The organism is Paenarthrobacter sp. AMU7, from assembly GCF_041200195.1.
In the GTDB taxonomy this organism is placed as follows: domain Bacteria; phylum Actinomycetota; class Actinomycetes; order Actinomycetales; family Micrococcaceae; genus Arthrobacter.
The window spans coordinates 570,797-591,341 of record NZ_CP165735.1 but is presented as its reverse complement, the minus strand read 5'-3'; the positions used below and the strand labels follow the sequence as shown (position 1 = coordinate 591,341).

Below are 20,545 nucleotides of genomic sequence, written 5' to 3'. Positions count from 1 at the left end.
GAAAGATGATAGGAAATACCGCCAATGACGGAACAACAAATACGCACAACAACAAACGGCCTCCAGAACACGGCATTGCTCGACGAGTTTTGCGCGGGCGAGCCCGGCGGGTTCATGGATTGTTACGTTGTGCTGAATGGCTCCGTTCTCCGCGTAGGAAACAGCGCCCTGGAGCGTTCCTGGGATCTTGGCCAGAGCATTCCCACGGTGGTGTCATTGAAGAACAAAGCCACAAACAAGGAATGGTTCGCCGCCGAGGAAACCTCTGATTGGCTACGTACTGTTGACCGGAGATATGCCTTCTACAATTCTTCATTGTTCACGGGGGACAGGCTAGGCATCGCTGTCAGGACAGTGCGGGATGACGATCACGGTGTTGCCAGGGAGCACTTGAAAGTGGAGGTGGACCTTACCTTCGAGGCTTCCGAGGTCCGGTGGACGCACATTATCTACCCCGGGGTTCCTATCCTCAGATCCTTCGTTAGCGTCACCCTGAACGATCGCGTGGAAGCGTGCGGCCCGGTCCCCGCCCAGGAAAGTGAAAGTGCTGGCTTGGAGGCGCCGCACCTGCGGGAACTCGAGGGAGGCTATCAGGACTGTTTCCCGCTGGAGCCCAGTCATTGCGGCTGGAAGAGCGTGGAGTTCGTTGATGTCACCGATGACATGGACAACCTTGTCATCGCCAGTACCGGCCTGTTTTCCAGGCGCGAACAACGCTTCATGAAGGGGAACCTCGTCTCCGTCCAGGATCATTTGTCAAAGGATGGCCTCACACTGATCAAGGAAGGACCCACAGCGCTGGGATATCTCGGCGGTGTGGAGAGTGACTTCTTCATCAAGGGACAGAACGTCTTTACTACAGGCTGGTCCTTCGGCCGGGGGGACCTGGAGAAATCCAAGACCCTCACCACATACGGCAGCAGCGTCGTGTTATGGAGCGGTGAGGAGACGGATGCTCTCTCCGCCCTGAACGAATATCACGGTGCCATCCACGTCTTTGATCCTGAGAAGGATGCCTTCGTCATGTCCAACACCTGGGGAGACCAATCCAGTGACGGACGACTGAGTGAACAGTTCCTGCTCGAGGAGCTTGAAGTAGCCCAAAAGACGGGCGTGACGCTGTATCAGATCGATGACGGCTGGCAGAACGGGACCACCGCCAATTCCATAAACCCCGGAGGGGCCTGGGGTAAGGGCTACTACGAATCCAACCCGGACTTCTGGAGAGTCAACCCCACACGCTTCCCGAACGGGCTTGAGCCCATCGTCGCATCCGCAAATGCAAAAGGCATCCGGATGGGATTGTGGTTCTCGCCCGACTCTCTCAATGACTTTGAGAACTGGGAAAAGGACAGCGACACCCTGATTGACCTGCACAAGCAATACGGCATCTCCGCCTACAAGCTTGACGGGATTGAGTTCACGTCCAAGATCGGCGAGGAAAACCTCACCAAACTCATGCAACGGGTGCTCACCGGCACCAACCGTGGCGTCTTCTTCAACATGGATGTCACGGCGGGAGTCCGCAGCGGCTACTACGGCCAGCTACAGTACGGCTCCTTGTTCCTGGAAAACCGCTTCACCGGGAAGTTCGGAGGCTGGCCCAACTACTACCCCCACCGCACCCTGCGGAACATCTGGATGCTGTCGCGCTACTACCCCACCTACCGGCTGCAGGCCGAGTTCCTCAATGTCCACAGGAACACCGATCTGTACCCGGATGACGCCTTGGCGCCATCCAGCTGCGGGCTTGAGTATGCGCTGGCGGTCACCTTGTTCGCCAACCCCCTGGCTTGGATGGAGCAGACAGGGCTGAACGAGGAGTCCGTTGAAACTCTGGGCCGCGTCATTCCCCGATATAGGGAAGTCCAAAGTGAGATCCTGTCCGGCCATGTCCTGCCCATCGGCAACGAGCCAAACGGCACCACATGGACGGGTTTCCAATCAATAACGTCCGATCATTCCGGGTACCTGCTGATACTCAAGGAACATAACTCCGAACCCGCACATTCCTATCAGCTGTGGGATCTGAGGGGCAAGGAACTGAAACTTGAGCCGGTTCTTGGCGCCGCACAGCAGAGCGGGGCTACCGTGGACGAGACGGGCAACACCGTCTTCCAGTTGGATGGACTCTTTGCCTACGCCCTCTACAAATACACCTGCTGACGCGGTGCAAACAGCCTGACGACGGAAGAACGCCGTGCCTGCATTATCTGGGATTGCAGGCACGGCACTTCCGGGATCACTCGGTCAGCGGACGCGCTCCGCCTTGGTAAACCTGGACCGCGCACCGGAAACCATATGTACCAGCACTGGGGTTTTTTGGCCGATGACCAGGTCCAATGCTTCCACCAGCTGTGATATCTCAGCGGCCAGTAGGTGCGGCGCAACTCCTTGCCTGGGTTGAATGCGGATGCGCAGGCCTGGCCTTCCCCGTACCTCATAGGTTGCCACCGAGGCGGCCGCGAGGTCGGTCCTCCCAGCCAGTGCCGCCCGCAGCGCTTGCTCGGCGACGCCGCCACCGATCCGTACTTCTCCGTTGATGTGGCTGTCGTCATCGCTGGCGACCAGGAGGTTGGCCCGGCCCTTACCTTGCTGCGAGAGCCAGGCGATCATGGCGATGATGATGGCCACCAGGACGGCCCCGGCCACAATCCACAACCAGCTTTCCTCACGACCGGGGAAGCGCGTTTGGCGGAAGGCATTTTCCATCCCTGCCCAGGCAGCGGCGGACCAGCCATGCCACCAAGCCGCAACGGCGGGCACGGTGGCCAGCAGCAGGAGAAGCACTCCAACGGCCAAGAGCTTCGCTCCAATGATGAACAACAGCACACGGTTAAGAGCCCGCGGTGTTCCGTTCACGCGCCAATCACCCCCGACGACGCCAGGTTGACCCGCACAGAAGGCATCGGTACGGGAGACATCTCTTCAAGTTCCGCTTGCACAGCTGCCAGCACCGCCTCCTCGCTCACCCGGCTGCCAGACGTAGGCCTCACATTGACCACTACCAGCTGCCGGGAAACGATCACCATGACCTGTTCTTGGGTAACGTTCGCAGCAGTTCGTGCCCGACGTGCCAGCGCTGAGGCGAGTACTTCGTCATCAACCACGACGGCGGTACGCGCGTCCCTGAGCAGATGCCGGGCACGCCTGCCGGGCAGCACTGCGAGCAGGAAGAAGAACAATCCCACCATGGCAACTACGGCGCCACTGGCACCAAGCAACAGTGGGGAAATACCTTCAGGGAGAGCGATGATGCGCCCAGCCGCAGTGGTGGGATCGATCAGCCACGGTGGTTGACCGATTGCCCGCACGCCTGCCTCGAGCAGGGCATAGAGGCAGAGAACAATGACCAGGACGGCGGCAATGGCGGCAGCAGCGGCCCGGGAAGAGTGGGTTTCACGGCGCAGGATTCGGCTCATTTCGGGGTCTTCGCCGGCCACCGGTCCAGCTCCTGCAAATCCCTCCAACTGAGCTTGCTGATCCCGGGTTTTACGGTCCTGGGTTTCCTGGTCCTGTGTCACTGAACGCGGCCTCCCTCCGTGATGTGGGCTCCGCTGATCCTGATGTCCACCCTGCTTAACTGGGATCCGCTGAGTCGTGTGACCGTTTCAAGAACGGCGGCCTTGGCAGCAACTGCACGGTCCCAGATGGAGCCGCCGAAGCCTTGGACGCGCGACGGGTCCCGCAGGACCTCGGTCAAAGCCGGGATGCTGATGGGTGCCACGATCGACAAAGCCAGCAGGCCGTCGTCGTCCGCCCAATCAGCGCGGATGTCGTGGGCCTCAACGCCGAGAGCCTCGGAGGCGGCGGCGCGCGCCAAGGATGTCAAAGCCTGGGTACTGATCCGGTTGTGGCCGGCCAGGCTGCTGGTGGAGTCCACAGCCTCAGCCACGCTCATGACGAAGAGCGCCGGCCCGTAATGGCGTCCAGGACGCTGCGGAGATCCAGTTTTCCGTCGGCGGCCCTGCCGAGCAGCGCTCCGATGCCCATGAAGAGCAGTGAGATCAGGAATCCCCACAGTCCAAAGGAAAGGGACATGAATGCTACGAAGGCGCCGATCGCGATTCCAACAACGGTCATGCTCACTGGAGTACCTCCCTTTCCATGACGGCTGGCTTGCTTCCGGCAGGTTTGACCGGCGGAGCCACGTAGACGTCATTGATCTCGATGTTGACCTCAATGACCTGGAGGCCCACAAGTTCTTCAACAGCGCGGAAAACGGCACTCCGGACCTGGTTGGCAACAGTGTGCAGGGGGTGCCCGTAGAGGGCAACGAGATTGATGTCCACGGCTACTTGGGTCTCGCCGACTTCCGCGCGCACGCCTGCTGCGTGGTCGGAACTCCCGACGGCGTCGCGGATCGCACCGAGCGCACGGGACGGACCCGAACCCAACGAGTAGACGCCCGGTACCGTGCGGGCCGCAATGCCGGCAACCTTGGCAACCGCCGCCTCGGAGATGATGGTGCGTCCAGTACCCAGGATCTCGCCCCCGGGCACAGGATCAAGCTGCACGTTCTGGTCTTCCATGGAGCACTCCCCTTCTCTTGAGTACCACCCTAGCGTCTAGCTCCGACGCTTTGGGAGAAGCGTTGGAGAGAAGGGAGTGCGCGCGGCGGCGACTACTGGCAGTTCTTTTCCATCCAGTCCTGGATAGGCTTCATCAGCTCTTCGAACTGCCCGTCACCATACTTGCTGAGGTCCGAGCCGGCTGCCTCCGTGAAGGCCCTCAACTTTTCGAAAGACGCCTTCAACTCTTCCCGCACTTTGCCCTGCGTCCGGGACGGTTCCTGCTTAGCTTTGTCGATGTCCTCCGGGTTGCCGCCCATAGCCCCGCCAACTGTGGTTGGGGGCAGAGCTGGTGCCCACTTCCGCAGCCGGAGCCGCCGACGACGCATTGGGTGACGACCGCGCAAGAGGTGCCGGCATCGAACAGGCACTGAGCGTGAGGGTGGCAGCGAGAAGGGCCGGTGAGGTCAGAATAGGCCCAGCGCCCTGCTGTGAACGGAGCAGGGTTATCCACAACGCCCCATTCGTGACTGTCTTGGGCTCCATTGCCCCACCTAGACTGGCCGACACACCGCCAAAACAGCTGCTGGGGAGCCTGTCATGCCACGCCTATCGTTTGCCACTTTTCTTGTAGTCCTGGCCCTTCTCCTCACGGGTTGCCAAGGCGCCTCTACGCCCAGCGGCCCACCCTCCGAAACAGGCTCGACGACGGCGTCTCCCACAATAAGCACTGCCGCTCCGGCAGCTTCGGCTACTCTGGGCACCCCGGGTAGCCCGCCAGCGTCCGCCGTGTACAAACCCGCGGATGCCAAAGGAAAAGCGCAGAACGTGCCGGTCCCCGTGATGCCCGAGTTGGCGAAGGAGAACTCGAAGGCCGGGCTGGAAGCGTTCATTGGGTACTGGTACGCGACGTACTCCTACGCAACAGAAACTGGCGATCTAACTGCATGGATAGCGTCCACAGACACGACTACAGAGTCTGGCACCGCGTACAAGAAGGCTGTAGAGCTCAATTACATAAATGGGCGCTGGGTAGTGGGCGGCCGGATAAGCACTCCGGTCATAGAAGTCCTCTGGAAAGAGGGGTCAGACCAACAGTCGGCAAAAGTGCAGGTGCTCCAAGAGCGCATTCAGTACTTCGATGCAGACGGTAGCTCGGGGCAGGAAATGACGCCCGCGTACAACACTGCCGAGGCGGTCATGCTCAGCTATCGGGACGGCAAGTGGCAGGTCACCGACAACGGACTGATTGTCGGTTAGCTGTGAAGCCATTTAGATGGAGCCATGTCTTCCTCGCCGCCATAACCGCGCACGCTGTTCTCGAAGGTCCCTCGGCGTTTGCAAAAGATGAACCTCGAGTCAGCATCGGAAAACACGACACGGCCATTAATATCAACGCGAAGTTCACCATCGATCCAGTAACCGGTAGGCCCTCAATGAATCTGGGTTCGCCTGCCGCCACGGAGGATCCAAATCAGTACATGGCCGATGTTCATTGCCGTGCCGATGGGCCCGACACCAAGGACCCCGGTTGCGATGCCCTCGAGTGTCCAGCCACCGCATCCAACAGCGAAACAGGCACCCCGGTCATCTGGAAGGAAGCCCCCAAAGCCATTACCAACCCAGGCTGGACAGACTGGATACCGGTCAGCGGACCCACCTGCCTCTACGACGCCCAGCCCGAGAACGTCCTGGCCAACATCGCCGCCCGCATCCTGACCGACTTCCAACAACTACCCGTCAACCCAGGAACCCTCGAAGCCCAACCGTTCCCGCACACCCTCAAAGGCGGACCCACCAACTTCTACACCACCACCGCAGAACAAGGCTTCGACATCACCATCCTCGGCCAAGCAGTCCACATCACCGCAACACCGGCCAACTACACCTACACCTTCGGCGACGGCACCGCGCTCGGACCCACCCCGGTGGCCGGCTACTCCATCCCCGAAACCGACTGGCTCAACAACGAGACCCGCACCAGCCACACCTACACCGAAACCGGCAACTACCAGGCCACCCTCACCACCAGCTTCACCGGCACCTACTCCGTCAACAACGGCCCACCCCTACCCATCAACGGAACCCTCCACATCACCACACCAGCCAAAACCATCCACGTCTGGAAAACAGAAAGAGCACTCGTCGCCGACACCTGCCAGGAAAACCCCAACTCCTGGGGCTGCCCAGGCGCGAAGACCGACTAATAAAGTGAGTGTGCGAAGCGCGTGAGCGGAGGTAGAGGGCAGTCTTCGAGCCGTCTCGACTTACTTTGAGCGGCTATGACCTTTGACACGCTGAGGATTACGGTGCGTCGGCTTCTGCGACGAATCAAGGCGAATCAAAGTGGGTGGCAGCGGTACACGCACTCGCTCATCGGGTTAAAGAAGAAAAGCACCAGTTCCAAAGAACTGATGCTTCCCAGTGGTGGCTCCGACCGGCGTCGATCCGGTGACCTTTCGATTTTCAGTCGAACGCTCTACCAACTGAGCTACAGAGCCTAGGTGACATGTCACCTTGAGAACCGAATTTCTTCGGCGCTCAGAGCGACCCTGACGGGACTTGAACCCGCGACCTCCGCCGTGACAGGGCGGCGCGCTAACCAACTGCGCTACAGGGCCTTGCGTTTGCAGTATCTCTACCGCGTTTTTTTCAAGGCTTCTAGCTTACCAGACTTTTTTCATCCGGTTTACCACTTCCTTGCGTACCCCCAACGGGATTCGAACCCGTGCCGCCGCCGTGAAAGGGCGGTGTCCTAGGCCGCTAGACGATGGGGGCCTGAACTCAATTCGGATTTCGCAAAAGAAAAGCGCCGCTTTACGCGTTCTTTCCGTGTCTCGCTCGTCCGAACTGGACTCTAAAACTTTAGAGCATAGATGGCGATATTCCCAAATCGAGGTCTGCTGGCCGTCCAGGGCTACCAGCTTGGGTTCCGTCGAGGGGCGTGATCTCACCTCTAAAAGCGCACCCAAAGAGTCGAGAGCTCACCCTTCAGCAACGCACCCAAAGAGTCGAAAGCTCACCCTTCGGCAACGCGCACCACATCAACCGCATCCGCACTCCGGAGGTGGTCCGCAAACATTGGCAGGATCTTGCCCTGACGCGTCCGAAAACCGCCAGCCGCGCCCGGAGCATGGCGGATAGATTTGGCTCTATGACAACCACTTCACCGGCCGAACCCGGCCAGCCTTCCCCGGACCTGCCCCAGCGCACCACCCCTGCGCCCGGAGCGGCCATGAGCAAGCTCGGCATCGCCGCCGTGATCGTCACCGTGATCCTTTGGGCTTCGGCGTTCGTGGGCATCCGCGCCGTCGGCCCCAGCTTCTCCCCCGGATCCTTGACGCTGGGACGTTTGGCAGTTGCCGCCGTAGTGCTTGGAATCGTGGTGCTGCCGACGCTGAAGGTGTGGCCGAGCGGCCGGGAGTGGTTGCCGATCGTGGCCTACGGAGTGATGTGGTTCGGTGGTTACAACGTTGCCCTGAACGCGGCGGAACACATGCTCGATGCCGGCACCAGCGCCATGCTGATCAACGTCTCCCCGATCCTGATCGCGATCCTTGCCGGGATCTTCCTCAAGGAGGGCTTTCCCCGCTGGCTGCTGATCGGCAGCGGGGTGGCGTTCTGTGGCGTTGCGATGATCGCGCTGGGTTCCGGACAACGCTCGACGGCGGACGTCGCCGGCGTGCTGTTGTGCTTGCTTGCCGCTGTGCTCGCCTCGGTGAGCGCGATCCTCCAGAAACCCGTGCTCCGTAAGTTCACCGCAGGGCAGGCAACGTGGTTCGGCATCATGGTGGGTGCCATCTGCTGCCTGCCGTGGACCGGGCAGCTGATTTCCGAAGTCCAGGCGGCGCCGCTCCCGGCAACGCTCGGCCTGGTCTACTTGGGGATCTTTCCGACGGCAATCGCTTTCACCACCTGGGCGTACGCTTTGTCCCTCATCTCGGCCGGAAAGCTCGCCGCCACCACGTACCTGGTTCCGGGTACCACCATTGTGATTTCGTGGGCAGTGCTACAGGAAGTCCCCACCATCTGGGGGCTGATCGGTGGCGTGGTGTGCCTGATCGGCGTGGGCCTGACCCGGCGCCGTACGCGCCAGCCGCTCCGTTAGCGGGCCATTCCCACCAAAAGTTCGCGGTGTGTGGGCGGATTGGCACCAGGGCGGCCGACCGCGATGGAGGCCGCCATGGAGGCAATGGTGCCGATCCGCTCCATGACGGTGGGCGCCAGTCCGTCGCTTCCCCGCAGGAGCAGCCCCATGATCAGCGCTGCCATATAGGAGTCGCCCGCGCCAATAGTGTCCGCCACTGTGGCCGGGACGGCCGGTACGTTGAGCTGTATGTGCCGCGTAGCCATGAGTGAGCCCTTGACTCCCTGTGTCACTACAACCAACCCGGTGCCCAGTGCGAGGAGGTGCTTCGCGGTGTCCTCAAGCGCCTTGCCCGGGTACAGCCAGCGGGCATCGGTGCCGCTGAGCTTCACGACGTCGGTCAGCGGGACTATTTCCTCGAAGAGCGCCAAGGCCTCCTGGTGGCTTCCGAGGAGGTCGGCGCGGATGTTCGGGTCGTACGTCACCATGCACCCACCCTGCGCCTGCTCCAGCAAGCTCCGCACCACGCTTGCGCCGGGCTCCAGGAACGTGGCGATGGATCCTGTGTGCAGGATCCTCGGAGCGTAGGGGAGGGCAAGAGGCGCCAAGGCCCAGTCAATGTCGAAGGTGTAGTCAGCTGAACCGTCCGCAGCTATCCGGGCTGTCGCCGTCGCGGTCTTGCCCGCAGACATGGAACCGGGCAACAGCACCACGCCCGCACTGTGCAGATGCGAAGCGATGGCGTCACCCCTGGCATCGCGGCCAATCGCTGTCAGCAGTCCGGTCTTGACGTCCAATCGGCCCAGACCGAAGGCGACATTGGCCGGCGAGCCGCCGGGATACTCCACCTGCCCATCGGCAGACTGCACGATGTCGATCAACGCCTCACCGACAACTACGACGTCGAGGGGTTCAGGCGCGAGGGAAGAGGTGCCGGTCATGCGGTTCCTGTGTCTGTCGAAAAGAGGATTGACTTTTAGTATCTCTCATCACACACCGCGCCGATGCTGCCTGAGCGGACTAAAGTCAGATCATGCCCGCGAATCTTCCACCCGGCTTGCCCATAGTTCCGGACGGCGAGCGCCCTTCATCGCCGCTCCGGGAACGGAATGCGGTGCACAGTCCTGTTGAGCACACCGCCGCGGACGAAGCCCACAGTGCCGCGCCTTTCGAAATGTCTCCCGAAGAATTTGAAGAGGCCGTCAGCGACGCCCTCCAATTGATCCCACCCAAAGCGGCCAGTGCCATGGACAACGTGGCCATCTTCATCGAAGACGACTACACGCCGCAACCGGGCGAAGATCAGGACACTGTGCTGTTGGGACTCTACGAGGGCGTCCCCTTGACTGAACGCGATTCCTGGTGGGAAGCCGGTTCACTGCCGGACCGGATCACCATCTTCAGGCAGCCGATCCTGGACATCTGCAGCACGCGCGAAGAAGTCATCGATGAAGTCGCCATCACGGTGGTCCACGAGATCGCGCACCACTTCGGGATCGACGACGACCGTCTGCACGAACTCGGCTGGGGCTAGCCTTATAGACATGGGGCACGACCACAACCACTCACACGGAATCACAGCAACCGGCAAGCATCGGAAGCGGCTCATCGCCGTCCTGGCCATCACCCTAGGCGTGGTGGGCATCCAGGTGGTTGGCGCCGTCGTGTCTGGTTCCTTGGCTTTGCTGGCTGATGCCGGCCACATGCTCTCTGATGCCGCGGGCGTCTTCATCGCGCTGATGGCGGCTTGGATTGCCACCCGTCCAGCCAGTGACCAGCGGACGTACGGGTACCAGCGGGCTGAAGTACTGGCTGCCCTGGCGAACGCATTGATCCTCATCGTGATCGCGGTGGTGATCATGATCGAAGCCATCCGCCGCTTCGGGGAATCCCCGGAGATCCATACGGACGTCATGCTGTGGGCCGCTATTTTGGGTGCCGTGGCCAATCTTGTCTCGCTCCTGATCCTGCAGGGCGCGCAGAAGGAAAGCCTCAATGTGCGTGGTGCCTACCTTGAGGTCCTCGGTGACCTTCTGGGCTCCATTGCGGTCATTGTGGCGGCCATCGTCATCATGACCACAGGCTTCAGCGCTGCCGACCCCATAGCATCGGTGTTGATCGCAGTGATGATCATCCCCCGCGCCTGGCATCTGCTTCGCGACGTGGTGGACGTCCTCTTGGAGGCCACGCCGAAGGGCGTGGACGTGAACATGATCCGCGAGCACATCATTGCCGTGGATGGTGTGGTGGAAGCCCACGACATCCACATCTGGACCATCACTTCCGGCGTCCCCGTGTTCTCAGCCCACGTTGTGGTGGAAGACGAAGTCCTCAACGCCAGTGGGGCGGACAGCATCCTTGACCAGTTGGGGTCCTGCCTCGGCCGTCACTTCGACACCGAGCATTGCACCTTCCAGCTGGAGCCGGTGAGCCACTCGGAACACGAGTCGCACCAGCACGCCTAGCTGGTCCCACCACCCGCGCCCTCAACCGCCACCGTCCCTGCGGCGCCGTCCACGGTAACGCGTTGACCCGTGCTGATTCGCGATGTGGCGTCCGGAACCCCCACGACGGCGGGGATGCCGTACTCACGGGCCACCACCGCGCCGTGGGAGTTGGGCCCACCCATCTCCATGACCAACCCTCCGGCCGTGAGGAACAACGGCGTCCAGCCGGGGTCCGTTGACGGTGCTACGAGGATTTCTCCGGGAGCCAAGTGCGCGCCAACGGGGTCCATGATGACTCTCGCAGGAGCTGTGACCTGTCCCGTCGACGCCGGACTGCCAGACAAGGTGCCCGGGCGCTGGGGCCCGCTGATCCCGGGTGCGGCTTCCGGTTCGGTGCCATCTGACATCAGCACCCTCGGTATGCGCCTCCGCAGCAGTTCCTGCCCATAGGCGGCGCGTCGCTCAGCAACCAATTCCTGCAGGTCATCTCCGGCCAGTGCGGTCTCGGCTTCGTCGAGGTCCAGGAAAAAAATGTCCTCGGGGCGTTCGATCCGGTGCGCTGCGGCAAGCTCATTGCCGATGAGAAGCAACTGCTTCCGCGCAACGGATAGACCCAGGACCAGGTTGTACTTGGGCAACTCGCGCAGTCCAGCGAACCTCCGTGTGCGATCCAACGCCATGCCAACCACCGCCGCGTGCAACGGGCTCTTTGTCCTGGCCCGCGCTACGAAACGCGCTACCTGTTCATCGGCGTCGCGGGCTGCCCGCGTGAACTGCTGGTCCGGCGTCTCGGAGCCGTCCGCGAGCCTCAAATAGTTGGTGACGACGCCAAGAATGTGGGTGGGATCGTCTGACCAGCGCGGCATGCCCAGGTCGATCTCGGCGACGGCCCGGTGCCCGAAGGTGCCCAGGAACGAGCTCAATCCTGTTTGGGCAACGGCGGGGAGCTTTTCGTCCCGATACAGTTCCGTCAGTTCGTCCGCCGTTCGACCGGTCATGGAGGCAACGGCGTCGGGGTCTTTCCTCATCTGCGCCGCAAGCTGCCACAGGGCCAGGTCCATCTCGGTAGTGACGTTGTTGGGAAGGCCACGGATCACCGTTTGGAGTTCGCTGTACGAAGCTCGATCCCCCAGGAGCTTCTTGGTCAGCGCCAGCATGGCGAAGCCCAGCGCGGGAAGGGGCAGCACCTGTGGGACGGTGGCAAAAACTTCTTCCCCGAGGATTCGCTGGACGTGGCCGATCCGCTGATGGGCTGTTGCTTGCTGCGGGACGGCCAAGGTGCTGCGCAGATCGGAGCGGAGTTTCTCCACGCGTTTCAGTGCCGATGCCGGGCGGAACAGGCCACGGAACAGCGACTCAGGAACCCGGTACTTGGCCGCAACCGGAGCAACGTGGCGAATCAGTTTCAAAGGAGTCCTGGTGGTCACTGTGAAACGTGGATCGTCAAAGAGGCCACGTATCAGAACGGCCGAGCGGGCCTCCATGAGGTCGAAAACCCGGGGCACGATCGCCCGGCCGACCCTGCTCCGCACCACCGCCGTGAGGTCGAAGAAGATGCGCTGCCCCGCCTCGTAGTACGGCGACGGGCCGGACCGGGGATCCGGAACATCGAATGCCGCGGTCCTGGCGACGGAGGAAGCGATGAGCCGGATCGCGGCCAAACCCATGGGGGTCAATGGTCGGGTGAGGCCCTGGGCGAGGCTGAAGTTCAGGAAGGCGTGCTCGCCCGGAACGGGAGGGACGCGCGTGGTTTGCGGGTACAGGGTAGTGATGGGCCGTGCTTGGGTGAGCCACAATTTTCCCTCATGGTCCATGGCCCACTCGGTGTCCTGCGGGGCTCCGTAGTGCGACTGGACCTCGCGTCCCAAGTCCACGAGTTCCAACACCTGGTGATCACTGAGGCAGGGCTGAGGGTATACATCGCCGGGTTGGTCCGGTGAGGACCCGGTGCTGCGTTCAATGCGTTCCGTGCCACCGCCAGGGATCGCCTTGATCTCCACTTTCCTGTCCCCTACGGTCCTTTTCACTATGGCACCGCGACGAACATCCACCACGTATTGATCCGGATTCACGGCTCCGGAAACGACAGCCTCTCCCAAGCCTGGGCTGGCGTCAATCACTGTCTCGTGCCGGTTTCCCGTCACCGGGTTGGCAGTGAACATGACTCCGGCGACAGCTGAGTCCACCATCTCCTGCACGACTACAGCCAAGGTGACCGATGCGTGATCGATCCCGTTGACGGTCCTGTAAGTCACGGCACGGTCTGTCCACAGGGACGCCCAGCAGCGGCTCACAGCCTCCAGGACAGAGTCAGCGCCCACCACGTTCAGGAAGGTGTCCTGCTGACCGGCGAAACTCGCGAAAGCCAGGTCCTCCGCGGTAGCTGAGGACCTGACGGCAACCGGGACGTCCTCCCCCAGCTGCTGGTAGGCGGACTGCACCGCTTCGGCGATACGGTAGGGAATGCCGGCGTCGAGCACCAAGGACCGCGCGCGGGCGGCAAGCCCGTTCAGCTGGTCCAACTGGTCCAACTGGTCCAACTGGTCCAACCGGGAAGCGTCCGCCTCCTTCAGTGCCGCAAGGACCTCGTCCAGGCCAATGGCCGAAAGGGCATGCCGGTAGGCATCGGTGGTCAGGCAGAATCCGGGTGGTACGGGCAGTCCGGCACGGGCAAGCTCGCCCAGGTTGGCTGCCTTTCCTCCCACCTCCGGAAGCATGGCCCCACTGATGCCGGCGATGTCCAGAATAAATTCCCCGCTGGGCTGTTGGACATCCATGGCGCAGTGGTTCCCGCGGCCTAAGCTGCGCCGAGCATTGGCCCAAACTTGTGACGGTCGGCCAGCCGGGGATCTTCACGATCCGGAACAACCAGCACAGGACCCTTGGCATGGTGGAGGACGCCGTCCGAGGTGGAACCGAGCAGCATGCCCGCGAACCCGCCGCGGCCGCGTGTTCCCAGAACCACCAGTTCGACGCTGCGGCTGATTTCCACCAGCACGTCCACCGGTGAGCCGTCCCGGAGGTCCGTCTCAATGGGAAGCTGCGGGAAGTGGCTCCTGAGCCACGCAACACCGGCGTCAAGCTGCACCCTGATATCCGCAAAGAGGGCATCGCGGTCCAACGGAGCCGGCACCCAAGCCAGGGAACCGCTGTACTGCGGAACAGCGCAGATGACTCGGAGCTTGGCTCCCATGCGCTGCGCTTGCTCGGCCGCTTCGAGCACTGCCACCCGGGCTTGCTCGGAGCCGTCGACGCCCACTGCGACTACGTTTTCCACCGCGCGGGGGCCAGCTTTGGCGTGCTCGGCTTTGATGTGCTTGTCTTCCGTGTTTTCGCCGAGACGGTCGGCGCAGTACAGCGGGACCGTGACGGTGGGGCATTTGGCGTGGGCAGGCAATGCGCTGCTGACAGATCCCAAAAGGCGTCCAACGAAGCCCCCGCGGCCCCGGCTGCCAAAAACGAGGAGTGCGGCATCTGCCGAGAGATCAAGGAGGACACCGGCAGCGTCGCCGTTCTCCACTGAAGCGTCAACCTCGATGGCGTAACCGGAGATCTTGTCCATAGCCTGTTTCACGATCGCGTCCGCCCCCTCGCGGATCACCGAATCATCCACAGTTGCATAACCGCCGTCCAGGCCTGATGCGGCAAAGATAGGTACGGAGTAGGCCGTCACGATGTGCAAGGGCAGCTGACGGCGTTCGGCTTCACGTGCCGCCCACACCAATGCACACTGCCCGTGCTCTGAACCGTCAACTCCAACGACAATGCCTCCTGGCGCCACTGCGTGGTCCTGGCCGTCCTGTGGCTCTTCATTGTGCCTGCTGTGCTGGTCCATGGGGCCCGCCTCTCCACCTGCTGCTTGATGTTCCGGCCATTCTGCCAGAGGTTCTCCGGCTCGGATTCCCTCCTGGCGTCAATGTCAATGGCCCGGGCAGAAGAAACCTGGAAATTCCTTCTCCCAATGCCAACTATTCTCGGTCGGCAACGCCGAATCAAGGTGACTTTGGGCTATGTGTATAACGGTCCGGGCTCGGTTCCCGGGTGCGCATTTTGCGCTGGGGATGAACAACGCGAACACGCGGACCCAGGAGGCTATCCATGGCAGAAAAAGTTCGGTAGTGTTCGAGTCACCGAATGGCCGGCAACCGTGTTCCACAGCACACTCCGGCCATTTATTGCGGCCGCTTGGGGAACTCGGACGCGACCCCATGCGATGCCTAATGGCACACACGTCAAGGAGGAACCAAGCAGTGTCACTCACGCCTGATTCCGCCACGGAACGCACCACCACCGTGGTCATCGGAGCCGGCTTGTCCGGCTTGGCAGTTGCCAGTGAGCTCAGCCGCTACGGCGTGGGCTCCATTGTGGTGGACGGGTTCGGCACGTTGTCCGCAACGGGTCCGTCAGTCCACACCGGAATGCTCCAACGCTGCGATGCAGCCGATCCCGCAGCCATGCAGGAGCGCAACGAGATCCTCCGCCACCTGCGGAACTACGCCGCAAGCCATCACCTGGATGTCCGCAGCACCACACGGGCTGTCCGCCTCGATTTCCTTGGCTCCGACCCTTCCCAACAGATCGGCTATGGACTGGCCGCCAGCATGACCACTGCCGGGCTCAGGACGGGGCTCCACGCCTCCGGCCCCCTCGAGTCCACCCGCCGCCAGTGGGCCGTCCACACTGCCAACGGTGTTCTTCTGGCCGACCATATTGTGGTCACGCGCTGCGCACAGAGCCAATTGCGCCGAATGCTGGCGGAACTCGGCATAGCGATCGGCCAAAACCTGGTGGCCGCAATGCGGGCCGTCGGGATGCACCTTGTAGGAGTCGGCGAGCTCATTACGCCCACACCGAAGGAAGTACTTCGGCAGGCAAAGGCTGTAGGCCAGGCGATATCGTCCAAGGTGGCCCTCCCTGCAGGGCCGGGCATCGCCACCGCTTAGCAGATCAAACCTGGCTGCGAACTATTCCGCACATAACTTAACGCCAAAGGCCGGTGCCCTCGAAGATGAACTCTTCGAAGACACCGGCCTTTGAACTGAAGCGTGAGGCTTATGCGCCAGCGCGTACGTAGGTCAGGGGACCCGTTGCGGTCAACCAGCTGATCGGGTGGATACCCGTCTGGTTGCCGTTGATGCCACCGCTGATGGCCTGGCCGTTGCCGATGTAGATGGCGACGTGGCCGGACTGGGCGATCATGTCACCGGGCTGGGGTGAGCTGACAACCTTGCCGTAGTTCATGAACTGCATGGGACCGAGGTCGCCAACGGGGATGCCTGCGGAGCCGAGTGCGCGCTCCACCATGGCGGTGCAGTCCTGCATGATGCCGATCTGGGCGTAAGCCGAGGCAACCATGGCGGCATTGACGCCACCAACAGCCGGAGCAGCAGCAGCCGCAGGAGCGGGAGCAGCAGCGGCCGGAGCGGCTGCAGCAGCCTTGGCAACAGGAGCCTTGGCGGCGGCAGTGGTGACTGCTGCCTTCTTGGCGACAGGAGCCGGAGCAACCGGTGCAGGCTTTTCGATAACCGGAGCTGCAACGGAAGCAACAGCGGGGCGCTCGAAGTTGACCGTAGCCGTAGCCAGGGCGGTAACAACCTGGGTGGGAGCGTCGGCCGAAACGGTCTCAGCGACCGTGGCCGGGCTGGAATCCCGCTGAACCGGAGCTTCAGCAGCGTGAGCTGCAATGGAGCCGGTCAACACAAGGCCCGAGGCTGCTGCGATAACAGCTGCCTGGCGGCCAGCGCCGGAAGCGTTGCTGGCAACTGCCTTGGAGATGGAGATGAACGGATTAGGACGTACGCTGTCCGCCTTACGACGGCCGCGAAGAATGCGTGAAGACATGAAAGAGCCTCTCCCGATGCCTGCGAGGTTAGCTGTCGGATTCGGATGGGAGTCACCCGGCCACTATCTCCCGCTGTTCAGCGGAAGCATCGTGACTTCACCCCAAGGCACGCTCGAAAGCGGCCCAAAATGGGTTCCCCGTCTCTGCCGTAAGGTTTGTCTGCGAACGGATTCCGGACTGCGGCAGAGCTAGGCAATCAGACCGGAAGTGCCCGCTACGTGGAACAGGCACAGGTACCACCGTACGCGATGATCACGCGGAAGTCACATTTAAGTAACGAGAAGTACGCTTCTGGCGTGTCGCAGTAACCGTTTCGAGATCTTCGCAGCTACGTAGAAAACCCCGTTATTCCGCGGGAGAAGGGCCCTCAGGGTCGTTCGAAGCAGCCAGTTTCCTGCGGGCAGTAACAGCCAGAAAAATAACGAGACCAACAGCAACAACCGCCAGGCCCACGATGCTCCATGGGAAGGGCTGGGAGGCGTCGGCCGCGGGCTCGCTGTTGCCGGTTCCCGACGCCGCAGAGCCCGGGGCCGCGGTTCCCGCCGTCGGCACCGCCGCTGAAGGTGTCGAAGCGGACGGAGCCGATGCGGACGGAGAGGCTGCCGCCGGGCCGCTGGCCGTCGTCGTGCTTCCTGCGGTGGCCGTGAAGGTAAAGGTGCCCTCGATGGGGTGCGAATCGCTGCTGACGACGCGCCAGACCACCGTGTATTCGCCGGCCGGAGCGCCTTCGCGCAACTTCTGGACCGCCTGGTTGTCGATGATTTCCACCGGGCCGTCGGCCCAGTTTTCGCCGCCCGCAGTGACCGTGACGCCCGAACCGATGGCGAGCGGCCGGTTGTTGAACGTGATGGAAACCGACGCCGGGACGTCCGTGACGCTGGTGCCACTGGCCGGCGTCGTGGATTCAGCGACGTCGTGGGCGGACGCCGGCGCCGCAGTAAACAGCAGGGCGGACGCGAAGGCAAGAGCAGCGACGACGGCGGCCAGAAGCGGGCGGATGGTACGCATGGGGCGGTTTCTCCTAGTGTTGGCTTCCTTACAGACTAGGCGAATCGTCCGGAGCGCCCGCACCGGACCGCATAGGATTTGAGGGCACACTCCCCCCGATCCCCGGAGTCTTTCATGCTTAAGCAAGGTTCTGCAGTAGACCGCTACTTCAAAATTACTGAACGTGGATCCACGTACTCGCGGGAAATTCGTGGCGGCTTCGCAACGTTCTTCGCCATGAGCTACATCGTGGTGTTGAACCCGCTGATTCTCTCCGGGGCGGATTCCAGTGGGGCATCCCTCGGCTTCACAGCCGTCGCAGCCACGACGGCCTTCGTGGCGGGCATCCTGACCATCCTCATGGGCGCGTGGGCCAAGCACCCATTCGCCGTTGCAACCGGGCTGGGCGTCAACGCCTTCGTTGCCGTCACGGTCGCCTCGCACCCGGAACTCACCTGGCCGGACATGATGGGCCTCGTGGTCCTCTCCGGCATCACCATGCTCATCCTGGTGCTGACCGGTTTCCGTACTGCCGTGTTCAAAGCCGTGCCGGAAGCGCTGAAAACGGCGATCGTGGTGGGCATCGGCCTCTTCATTGCACTGATCGGCCTGGTCAACGCAGGCTTTGTACGCCGGATTCCCGACGCCGCCGGCACCACGGTTCCCTTGGGCCTGGGCGTGGATGGCAAGCTCATGGGCTGGCCTACCTTGGTGTTCGCAGTGGGCCTCATCCTCACCATCGCCCTGGTGGTCCGCAAGGTCCGCGGCGCCATCCTCATCGGCATCGTGGTCTCCACGGCACTGGCAGCCATCCTCGAGTTCACCCTCCACATCGGCCCCAGCTTCGACGGCAAGAACGTCAACCCGCGCGGCTGGTCCCTCGTGGCTCCCACCCTCTCGGAGTGGGGCGCCCCGGACCTGTCCCTCATCGGCAAGGCCAACCCGTTCGGCGCGTTCCAGCACCTCGGTTTCATCGCTGCAGCACTGTTGGCGTTTGTGATCCTCCTCAGCATCTTCTTCGACGCCATGGGCACCATGGTGGGACTGGCCAACGAGGCCGGAACCGTGGACAAAGACGGCAACATCCCCAACGTCGACCGTGTCCTGCAGGTGGACGCCCTCGGCGCGATCGTGGGTGGTGGCGCGTCCGTTTCGTCCAACCAGATCTTTGTTGAGTCCGGCGCCGGCATCGGCGAAGGTGCCCGCACCGGCCTCGCCTCGATCGTCACGGGCGTGCTGTTCCTGGTGGCGATGTTCTTCACGCCCCTCATCAACCTTGTACCCTTCGAAGCCGTGGCTCCGGCACTGGTGGTTGTGGGCTTCATGATGGTCTCCCAGGTGGGCAAGATCGATTGGCAGGACTGGGGTGTCGGCATCCCTGCGTTCCTGACCATCTCCCTCATGCCGTTCACGTACTCGATCGCCAACGGCCTCGGTGCCGGCTTCATCTCCTACGTCCTGATCCGCACCTTCCAGGGCCGCGCCCGCGAAGTCCACCCGCTCATGTGGGCCGTGGCCGCTGCGTTCCTGCTGTTCTTCGGCATTGGAACCGTGGAGGAGCTGCTGGGCGTCAAGTAAGTCTCCTGCGGACCTAAGTCCGGAGTTTCAGACACCCGCCTGCTGGGAAAGCTGGTTTTCGTGTGCCCGTTCGGGTGTGCTTGAAGCATGGAAACCAGCATCACCCTCGCCGTAGACGTCAACCCTGGGCCGTGGAAGGGCCGCTTTGACGGAGACGGCACTGAACACCGCCGCTGGTGGCAGGCAGTAGCACCCCTGACGTCGCCCGCGCCCGCAACTGCCTCGCGTCCCGCCGTCGTGCTTGGTTTTTGCAGCGATGCCGGAGTGCGCCGCAACCAGGGCCGGGTCGGTGCTGCTGCGGCTCCCGCTGCCATCCGCACGGCGCTGGGTCCGCTGGCGTTCCATCTTGACCGGGACGTGTTCGACGCCGGTGACGTGGTGGTGGAGGAGGACTCACTGGAAGCCGGCCAAGAGCGCGCCGGACGCGCCATTACGGAACTGCTCGACGCCGGAAACCTCACCGTGGTGCTGGGCGGCGGCCACGAAACCGCGTTCGCCAGTTATCTTGGCGTGGCCGGTTCGGACACGGTCCGCGGCAAACGGCTTGGTGTCCTGAACCTGGATGCCCACTTTGACCTTCGCGACGAACCCACACCGAGCTCGGGTACGCCGTTCCTGCAGATGGCCCACGCAGAAGCCGCCGCCGGCCGCGAACTGCAGTACGCCGTCGTCGGAATTTCGGAGCCGAACAACACGCGCACCCTCTTCGACACCGCCGATCGCCTGGGAGTGAAGTACCTGCTCGATGAGCTGTGCACGCCGGAGGCAGTAGAGATTTTTGTTGCCGATTTCCTGGCCGGCGTGGACGTGCTGTACCTGACCATCGACCTGGACGTGATGCCTGCATCCGTGGCGCCCGGGGTCAGCGCACCCGCAGCCTATGGCGTGCCTTTGCCAGTGATCAACGCGGTCTGCCGGCAGGTTGCTGCGAGCGGGAAGCTCCTGCACCTGGACATAGCGGAGCTGAACCCGGAGTTTGATATCGATCACCGCACCGCGAAAGTGGCCGCGCGACTGGTGAACGCCCTGCTCGCCTAGCGTTCCCTTTTCCAGCCGCCTTCCTCCGCCTACTCTGTGGGGAGGGAAGGATGGC

Annotated in this window: 20 protein-coding genes, 3 tRNA genes and 1 riboswitch; of the genes, 9 read left to right on the top strand and 14 right to left on the bottom strand. The window is 62.5% G+C overall.

The genetic code is table 11. The annotated features are described in order from the left end of the window. Positions 1–24 precede the first annotated feature (24 nt). Positions 25–2,166, top strand: a complete 2,142-nt coding sequence (locus ABQM86_RS02920; protein ID WP_369745889.1) for an alpha-galactosidase — start codon at positions 25–27, stop codon at positions 2,164–2,166. 84 nt (positions 2,167–2,250) lie between these two features. Here ABQM86_RS02920 and ABQM86_RS02915 read toward each other — a convergent pair whose 3' ends face one another. The 6 genes from ABQM86_RS02915 to ABQM86_RS02890 all read right to left on the bottom strand — a co-directional run bounded on the left by ABQM86_RS02915 (position 2,251) and on the right by ABQM86_RS02890 (position 4,831). Further along, positions 2,251–2,862, bottom strand: coding sequence for a hypothetical protein (locus tag ABQM86_RS02915; RefSeq protein ID WP_207596024.1), 612 nt, complete (start codon positions 2,860–2,862; stop codon positions 2,251–2,253). After that, the gene (locus ABQM86_RS02910) at positions 2,859–3,524 is read right to left on the bottom strand and encodes a DUF6286 domain-containing protein (protein WP_207596023.1); all 666 of its coding nucleotides are present in this window, start codon (positions 3,522–3,524) and stop codon (positions 2,859–2,861) included. Before ABQM86_RS02910 ends, ABQM86_RS02915 begins: the two co-directional genes overlap by 4 nt. Next, on the bottom strand, positions 3,521–3,901 hold the full coding sequence (locus ABQM86_RS02905; protein WP_207596022.1) for a hypothetical protein: 381 nt from the start codon (positions 3,899–3,901) through the stop codon (positions 3,521–3,523). The genes ABQM86_RS02910 and ABQM86_RS02905 overlap by 4 nt, the downstream gene beginning before the upstream one ends. Next, complete coding sequence (locus ABQM86_RS02900; protein WP_089593421.1) at positions 3,898–4,089, bottom strand: DUF2273 domain-containing protein; 192 nt, start codon at positions 4,087–4,089, stop codon at positions 3,898–3,900. The genes ABQM86_RS02905 and ABQM86_RS02900 overlap by 4 nt, the downstream gene beginning before the upstream one ends. After that, the gene (locus ABQM86_RS02895) at positions 4,086–4,532 is read right to left on the bottom strand and encodes an Asp23/Gls24 family envelope stress response protein (protein WP_207596021.1); all 447 of its coding nucleotides are present in this window, start codon (positions 4,530–4,532) and stop codon (positions 4,086–4,088) included. The genes ABQM86_RS02900 and ABQM86_RS02895 overlap by 4 nt, the downstream gene beginning before the upstream one ends. A 92-nt stretch (positions 4,533–4,624) precedes the next feature. After that, entirely contained in the window at positions 4,625–4,831 is a 207-nt protein-coding gene (locus ABQM86_RS02890; protein ID WP_369745888.1) for a hypothetical protein, read from the bottom strand. A 469-nt stretch (positions 4,832–5,300) separates the two neighbouring features. Between ABQM86_RS02890 and ABQM86_RS02885 the strand changes: the two genes are divergently transcribed. Together ABQM86_RS02885 and ABQM86_RS02880 are read left to right on the top strand one after the other, a co-directional pair. Further along, complete coding sequence (locus ABQM86_RS02885) at positions 5,301–5,771, top strand: DUF6318 family protein (protein ID WP_369745887.1); 471 nt, start codon at positions 5,301–5,303, stop codon at positions 5,769–5,771. Between the two features lie 221 nt (positions 5,772–5,992). Further along, on the top strand, positions 5,993–6,718 hold the full coding sequence (locus ABQM86_RS02880; protein WP_369745886.1) for a hypothetical protein: 726 nt from the start codon (positions 5,993–5,995) through the stop codon (positions 6,716–6,718). A gap of 218 nt (positions 6,719–6,936) precedes the next feature. On the opposite strand, the gene ABQM86_RS02875 is transcribed toward ABQM86_RS02880, so the two are convergent. From ABQM86_RS02875 to ABQM86_RS02865, 3 genes are all read right to left on the bottom strand, one after another. Further along, positions 6,937–7,012, bottom strand: a tRNA-Phe gene (locus ABQM86_RS02875). Between the two features lie 46 nt (positions 7,013–7,058). Then, a tRNA-Asp gene (locus ABQM86_RS02870) sits at positions 7,059–7,132 on the bottom strand. Between the two features lie 84 nt (positions 7,133–7,216). After that, positions 7,217–7,289, bottom strand: a tRNA-Glu gene (locus tag ABQM86_RS02865). Between the two features lie 376 nt (positions 7,290–7,665). Here ABQM86_RS02865 and ABQM86_RS02860 point away from each other — a divergent pair. Then, positions 7,666–8,619 carry a DMT family transporter gene (locus ABQM86_RS02860; protein ID WP_337340783.1) on the top strand — a complete coding sequence of 318 codons (954 nt, stop codon included), beginning with the start codon at positions 7,666–7,668 and terminating at the stop codon, positions 8,617–8,619. On the opposite strand, the gene ABQM86_RS02855 is transcribed toward ABQM86_RS02860, so the two are convergent. After that, positions 8,616–9,539, bottom strand: a complete 924-nt coding sequence (locus tag ABQM86_RS02855; RefSeq protein WP_369745885.1) for a carbohydrate kinase — start codon at positions 9,537–9,539, stop codon at positions 8,616–8,618. The genes ABQM86_RS02860 and ABQM86_RS02855 overlap by 4 nt on opposite strands. Positions 9,540–9,631: 92 nt before the next feature. Here ABQM86_RS02855 and ABQM86_RS02850 point away from each other — a divergent pair, with 92 nt between their 5' ends. Together ABQM86_RS02850 and ABQM86_RS02845 are read left to right on the top strand one after the other, a co-directional pair. Beyond that, positions 9,632–10,132, top strand: a complete 501-nt coding sequence (locus tag ABQM86_RS02850) for a metallopeptidase family protein (RefSeq protein WP_207596015.1) — start codon at positions 9,632–9,634, stop codon at positions 10,130–10,132. Between the two features lie 10 nt (positions 10,133–10,142). After that, on the top strand, positions 10,143–11,063 hold the full coding sequence (locus ABQM86_RS02845) for a cation diffusion facilitator family transporter (protein ID WP_207596014.1): 921 nt from the start codon (positions 10,143–10,145) through the stop codon (positions 11,061–11,063). Here ABQM86_RS02845 and ABQM86_RS02840 read toward each other — a convergent pair. Both ABQM86_RS02840 and ABQM86_RS02835 read right to left on the bottom strand, forming a co-directional pair. Further along, complete coding sequence (locus tag ABQM86_RS02840) at positions 11,060–13,822, bottom strand: PEP/pyruvate-binding domain-containing protein (RefSeq protein WP_369745884.1); 2,763 nt, start codon at positions 13,820–13,822, stop codon at positions 11,060–11,062. The genes ABQM86_RS02845 and ABQM86_RS02840 overlap by 4 nt on opposite strands. Positions 13,823–13,842: 20 nt before the next feature. Continuing rightward, positions 13,843–14,880, bottom strand: a complete 1,038-nt coding sequence (locus tag ABQM86_RS02835) for a universal stress protein (protein ID WP_207596012.1) — start codon at positions 14,878–14,880, stop codon at positions 13,843–13,845. 415 nt (positions 14,881–15,295) lie between these two features. Here ABQM86_RS02835 and ABQM86_RS02830 point away from each other — a divergent pair, with 415 nt between their 5' ends. Continuing rightward, complete coding sequence (locus ABQM86_RS02830; RefSeq protein ID WP_242703497.1) at positions 15,296–15,988, top strand: FAD-dependent monooxygenase; 693 nt, start codon at positions 15,296–15,298, stop codon at positions 15,986–15,988. A gap of 109 nt (positions 15,989–16,097) precedes the next feature. On the opposite strand, the gene ABQM86_RS02825 is transcribed toward ABQM86_RS02830, so the two are convergent. Next, positions 16,098–16,886 carry a hypothetical protein gene (locus ABQM86_RS02825; RefSeq protein WP_369745883.1) on the bottom strand — a complete coding sequence of 263 codons (789 nt, stop codon included), beginning with the start codon at positions 16,884–16,886 and terminating at the stop codon, positions 16,098–16,100. A 3-nt stretch (positions 16,887–16,889) separates the two neighbouring features. Then, positions 16,890–17,082, bottom strand: a riboswitch (cyclic di-AMP (ydaO/yuaA leader). A 150-nt stretch (positions 17,083–17,232) separates the two neighbouring features. After that, positions 17,233–17,895 carry a copper resistance protein CopC gene (locus ABQM86_RS02820; protein WP_369745882.1) on the bottom strand — a complete coding sequence of 221 codons (663 nt, stop codon included), beginning with the start codon at positions 17,893–17,895 and terminating at the stop codon, positions 17,233–17,235. 114 nt (positions 17,896–18,009) lie between these two features. Between ABQM86_RS02820 and ABQM86_RS02815 the strand changes: the two genes are divergently transcribed. Then, positions 18,010–19,452 carry an NCS2 family permease gene (locus tag ABQM86_RS02815; RefSeq protein WP_207596008.1) on the top strand — a complete coding sequence of 481 codons (1,443 nt, stop codon included), beginning with the start codon at positions 18,010–18,012 and terminating at the stop codon, positions 19,450–19,452. An 87-nt stretch (positions 19,453–19,539) separates the two neighbouring features. Further along, the gene (gene hutG / locus ABQM86_RS02810; RefSeq protein ID WP_207596007.1) at positions 19,540–20,490 is read left to right on the top strand and encodes a formimidoylglutamase; all 951 of its coding nucleotides are present in this window, start codon (positions 19,540–19,542) and stop codon (positions 20,488–20,490) included. Positions 20,491–20,545 lie beyond the last annotated feature (55 nt).

Bases quoted from the DNA above. Each gene is read 5' to 3' on its own strand.
- ABQM86_RS02920 (WP_369745889.1), top strand. From the start codon at position 25: ATGACGGAACAACAAATACGCACAACAACAAACGGCCTCCAGAACACG.
- ABQM86_RS02905 (WP_207596022.1), bottom strand. From the start codon at position 3,901: ATGAGCGTGGCTGAGGCTGTGGACTCCACCAGCAGCCTGGCCGGCCAC.
- ABQM86_RS02895 (WP_207596021.1), bottom strand. From the start codon at position 4,532: ATGGAAGACCAGAACGTGCAGCTTGATCCTGTGCCCGGGGGCGAGATC.
- ABQM86_RS02890 (WP_369745888.1), bottom strand. From the start codon at position 4,831: ATGGGCGGCAACCCGGAGGACATCGACAAAGCTAAGCAGGAACCGTCC.
- ABQM86_RS02880 (WP_369745886.1), top strand. From the start codon at position 5,993: ATGGCCGATGTTCATTGCCGTGCCGATGGGCCCGACACCAAGGACCCC.
- ABQM86_RS02860 (WP_337340783.1), top strand. From the start codon at position 7,666: ATGACAACCACTTCACCGGCCGAACCCGGCCAGCCTTCCCCGGACCTG.
- ABQM86_RS02855 (WP_369745885.1), bottom strand. From the start codon at position 9,539: ATGACCGGCACCTCTTCCCTCGCGCCTGAACCCCTCGACGTCGTAGTT.
- ABQM86_RS02850 (WP_207596015.1), top strand. From the start codon at position 9,632: ATGCCCGCGAATCTTCCACCCGGCTTGCCCATAGTTCCGGACGGCGAG.
- ABQM86_RS02845 (WP_207596014.1), top strand. From the start codon at position 10,143: ATGGGGCACGACCACAACCACTCACACGGAATCACAGCAACCGGCAAG.
- ABQM86_RS02840 (WP_369745884.1), bottom strand. From the start codon at position 13,822: ATGGATGTCCAACAGCCCAGCGGGGAATTTATTCTGGACATCGCCGGC.
- ABQM86_RS02835 (WP_207596012.1), bottom strand. From the start codon at position 14,880: ATGGACCAGCACAGCAGGCACAATGAAGAGCCACAGGACGGCCAGGAC.
- ABQM86_RS02825 (WP_369745883.1), bottom strand. From the start codon at position 16,886: ATGTCTTCACGCATTCTTCGCGGCCGTCGTAAGGCGGACAGCGTACGT.
- ABQM86_RS02820 (WP_369745882.1), bottom strand. From the start codon at position 17,895: ATGCGTACCATCCGCCCGCTTCTGGCCGCCGTCGTCGCTGCTCTTGCC.
- ABQM86_RS02815 (WP_207596008.1), top strand. From the start codon at position 18,010: ATGCTTAAGCAAGGTTCTGCAGTAGACCGCTACTTCAAAATTACTGAA.
- hutG (WP_207596007.1), top strand. From the start codon at position 19,540: ATGGAAACCAGCATCACCCTCGCCGTAGACGTCAACCCTGGGCCGTGG.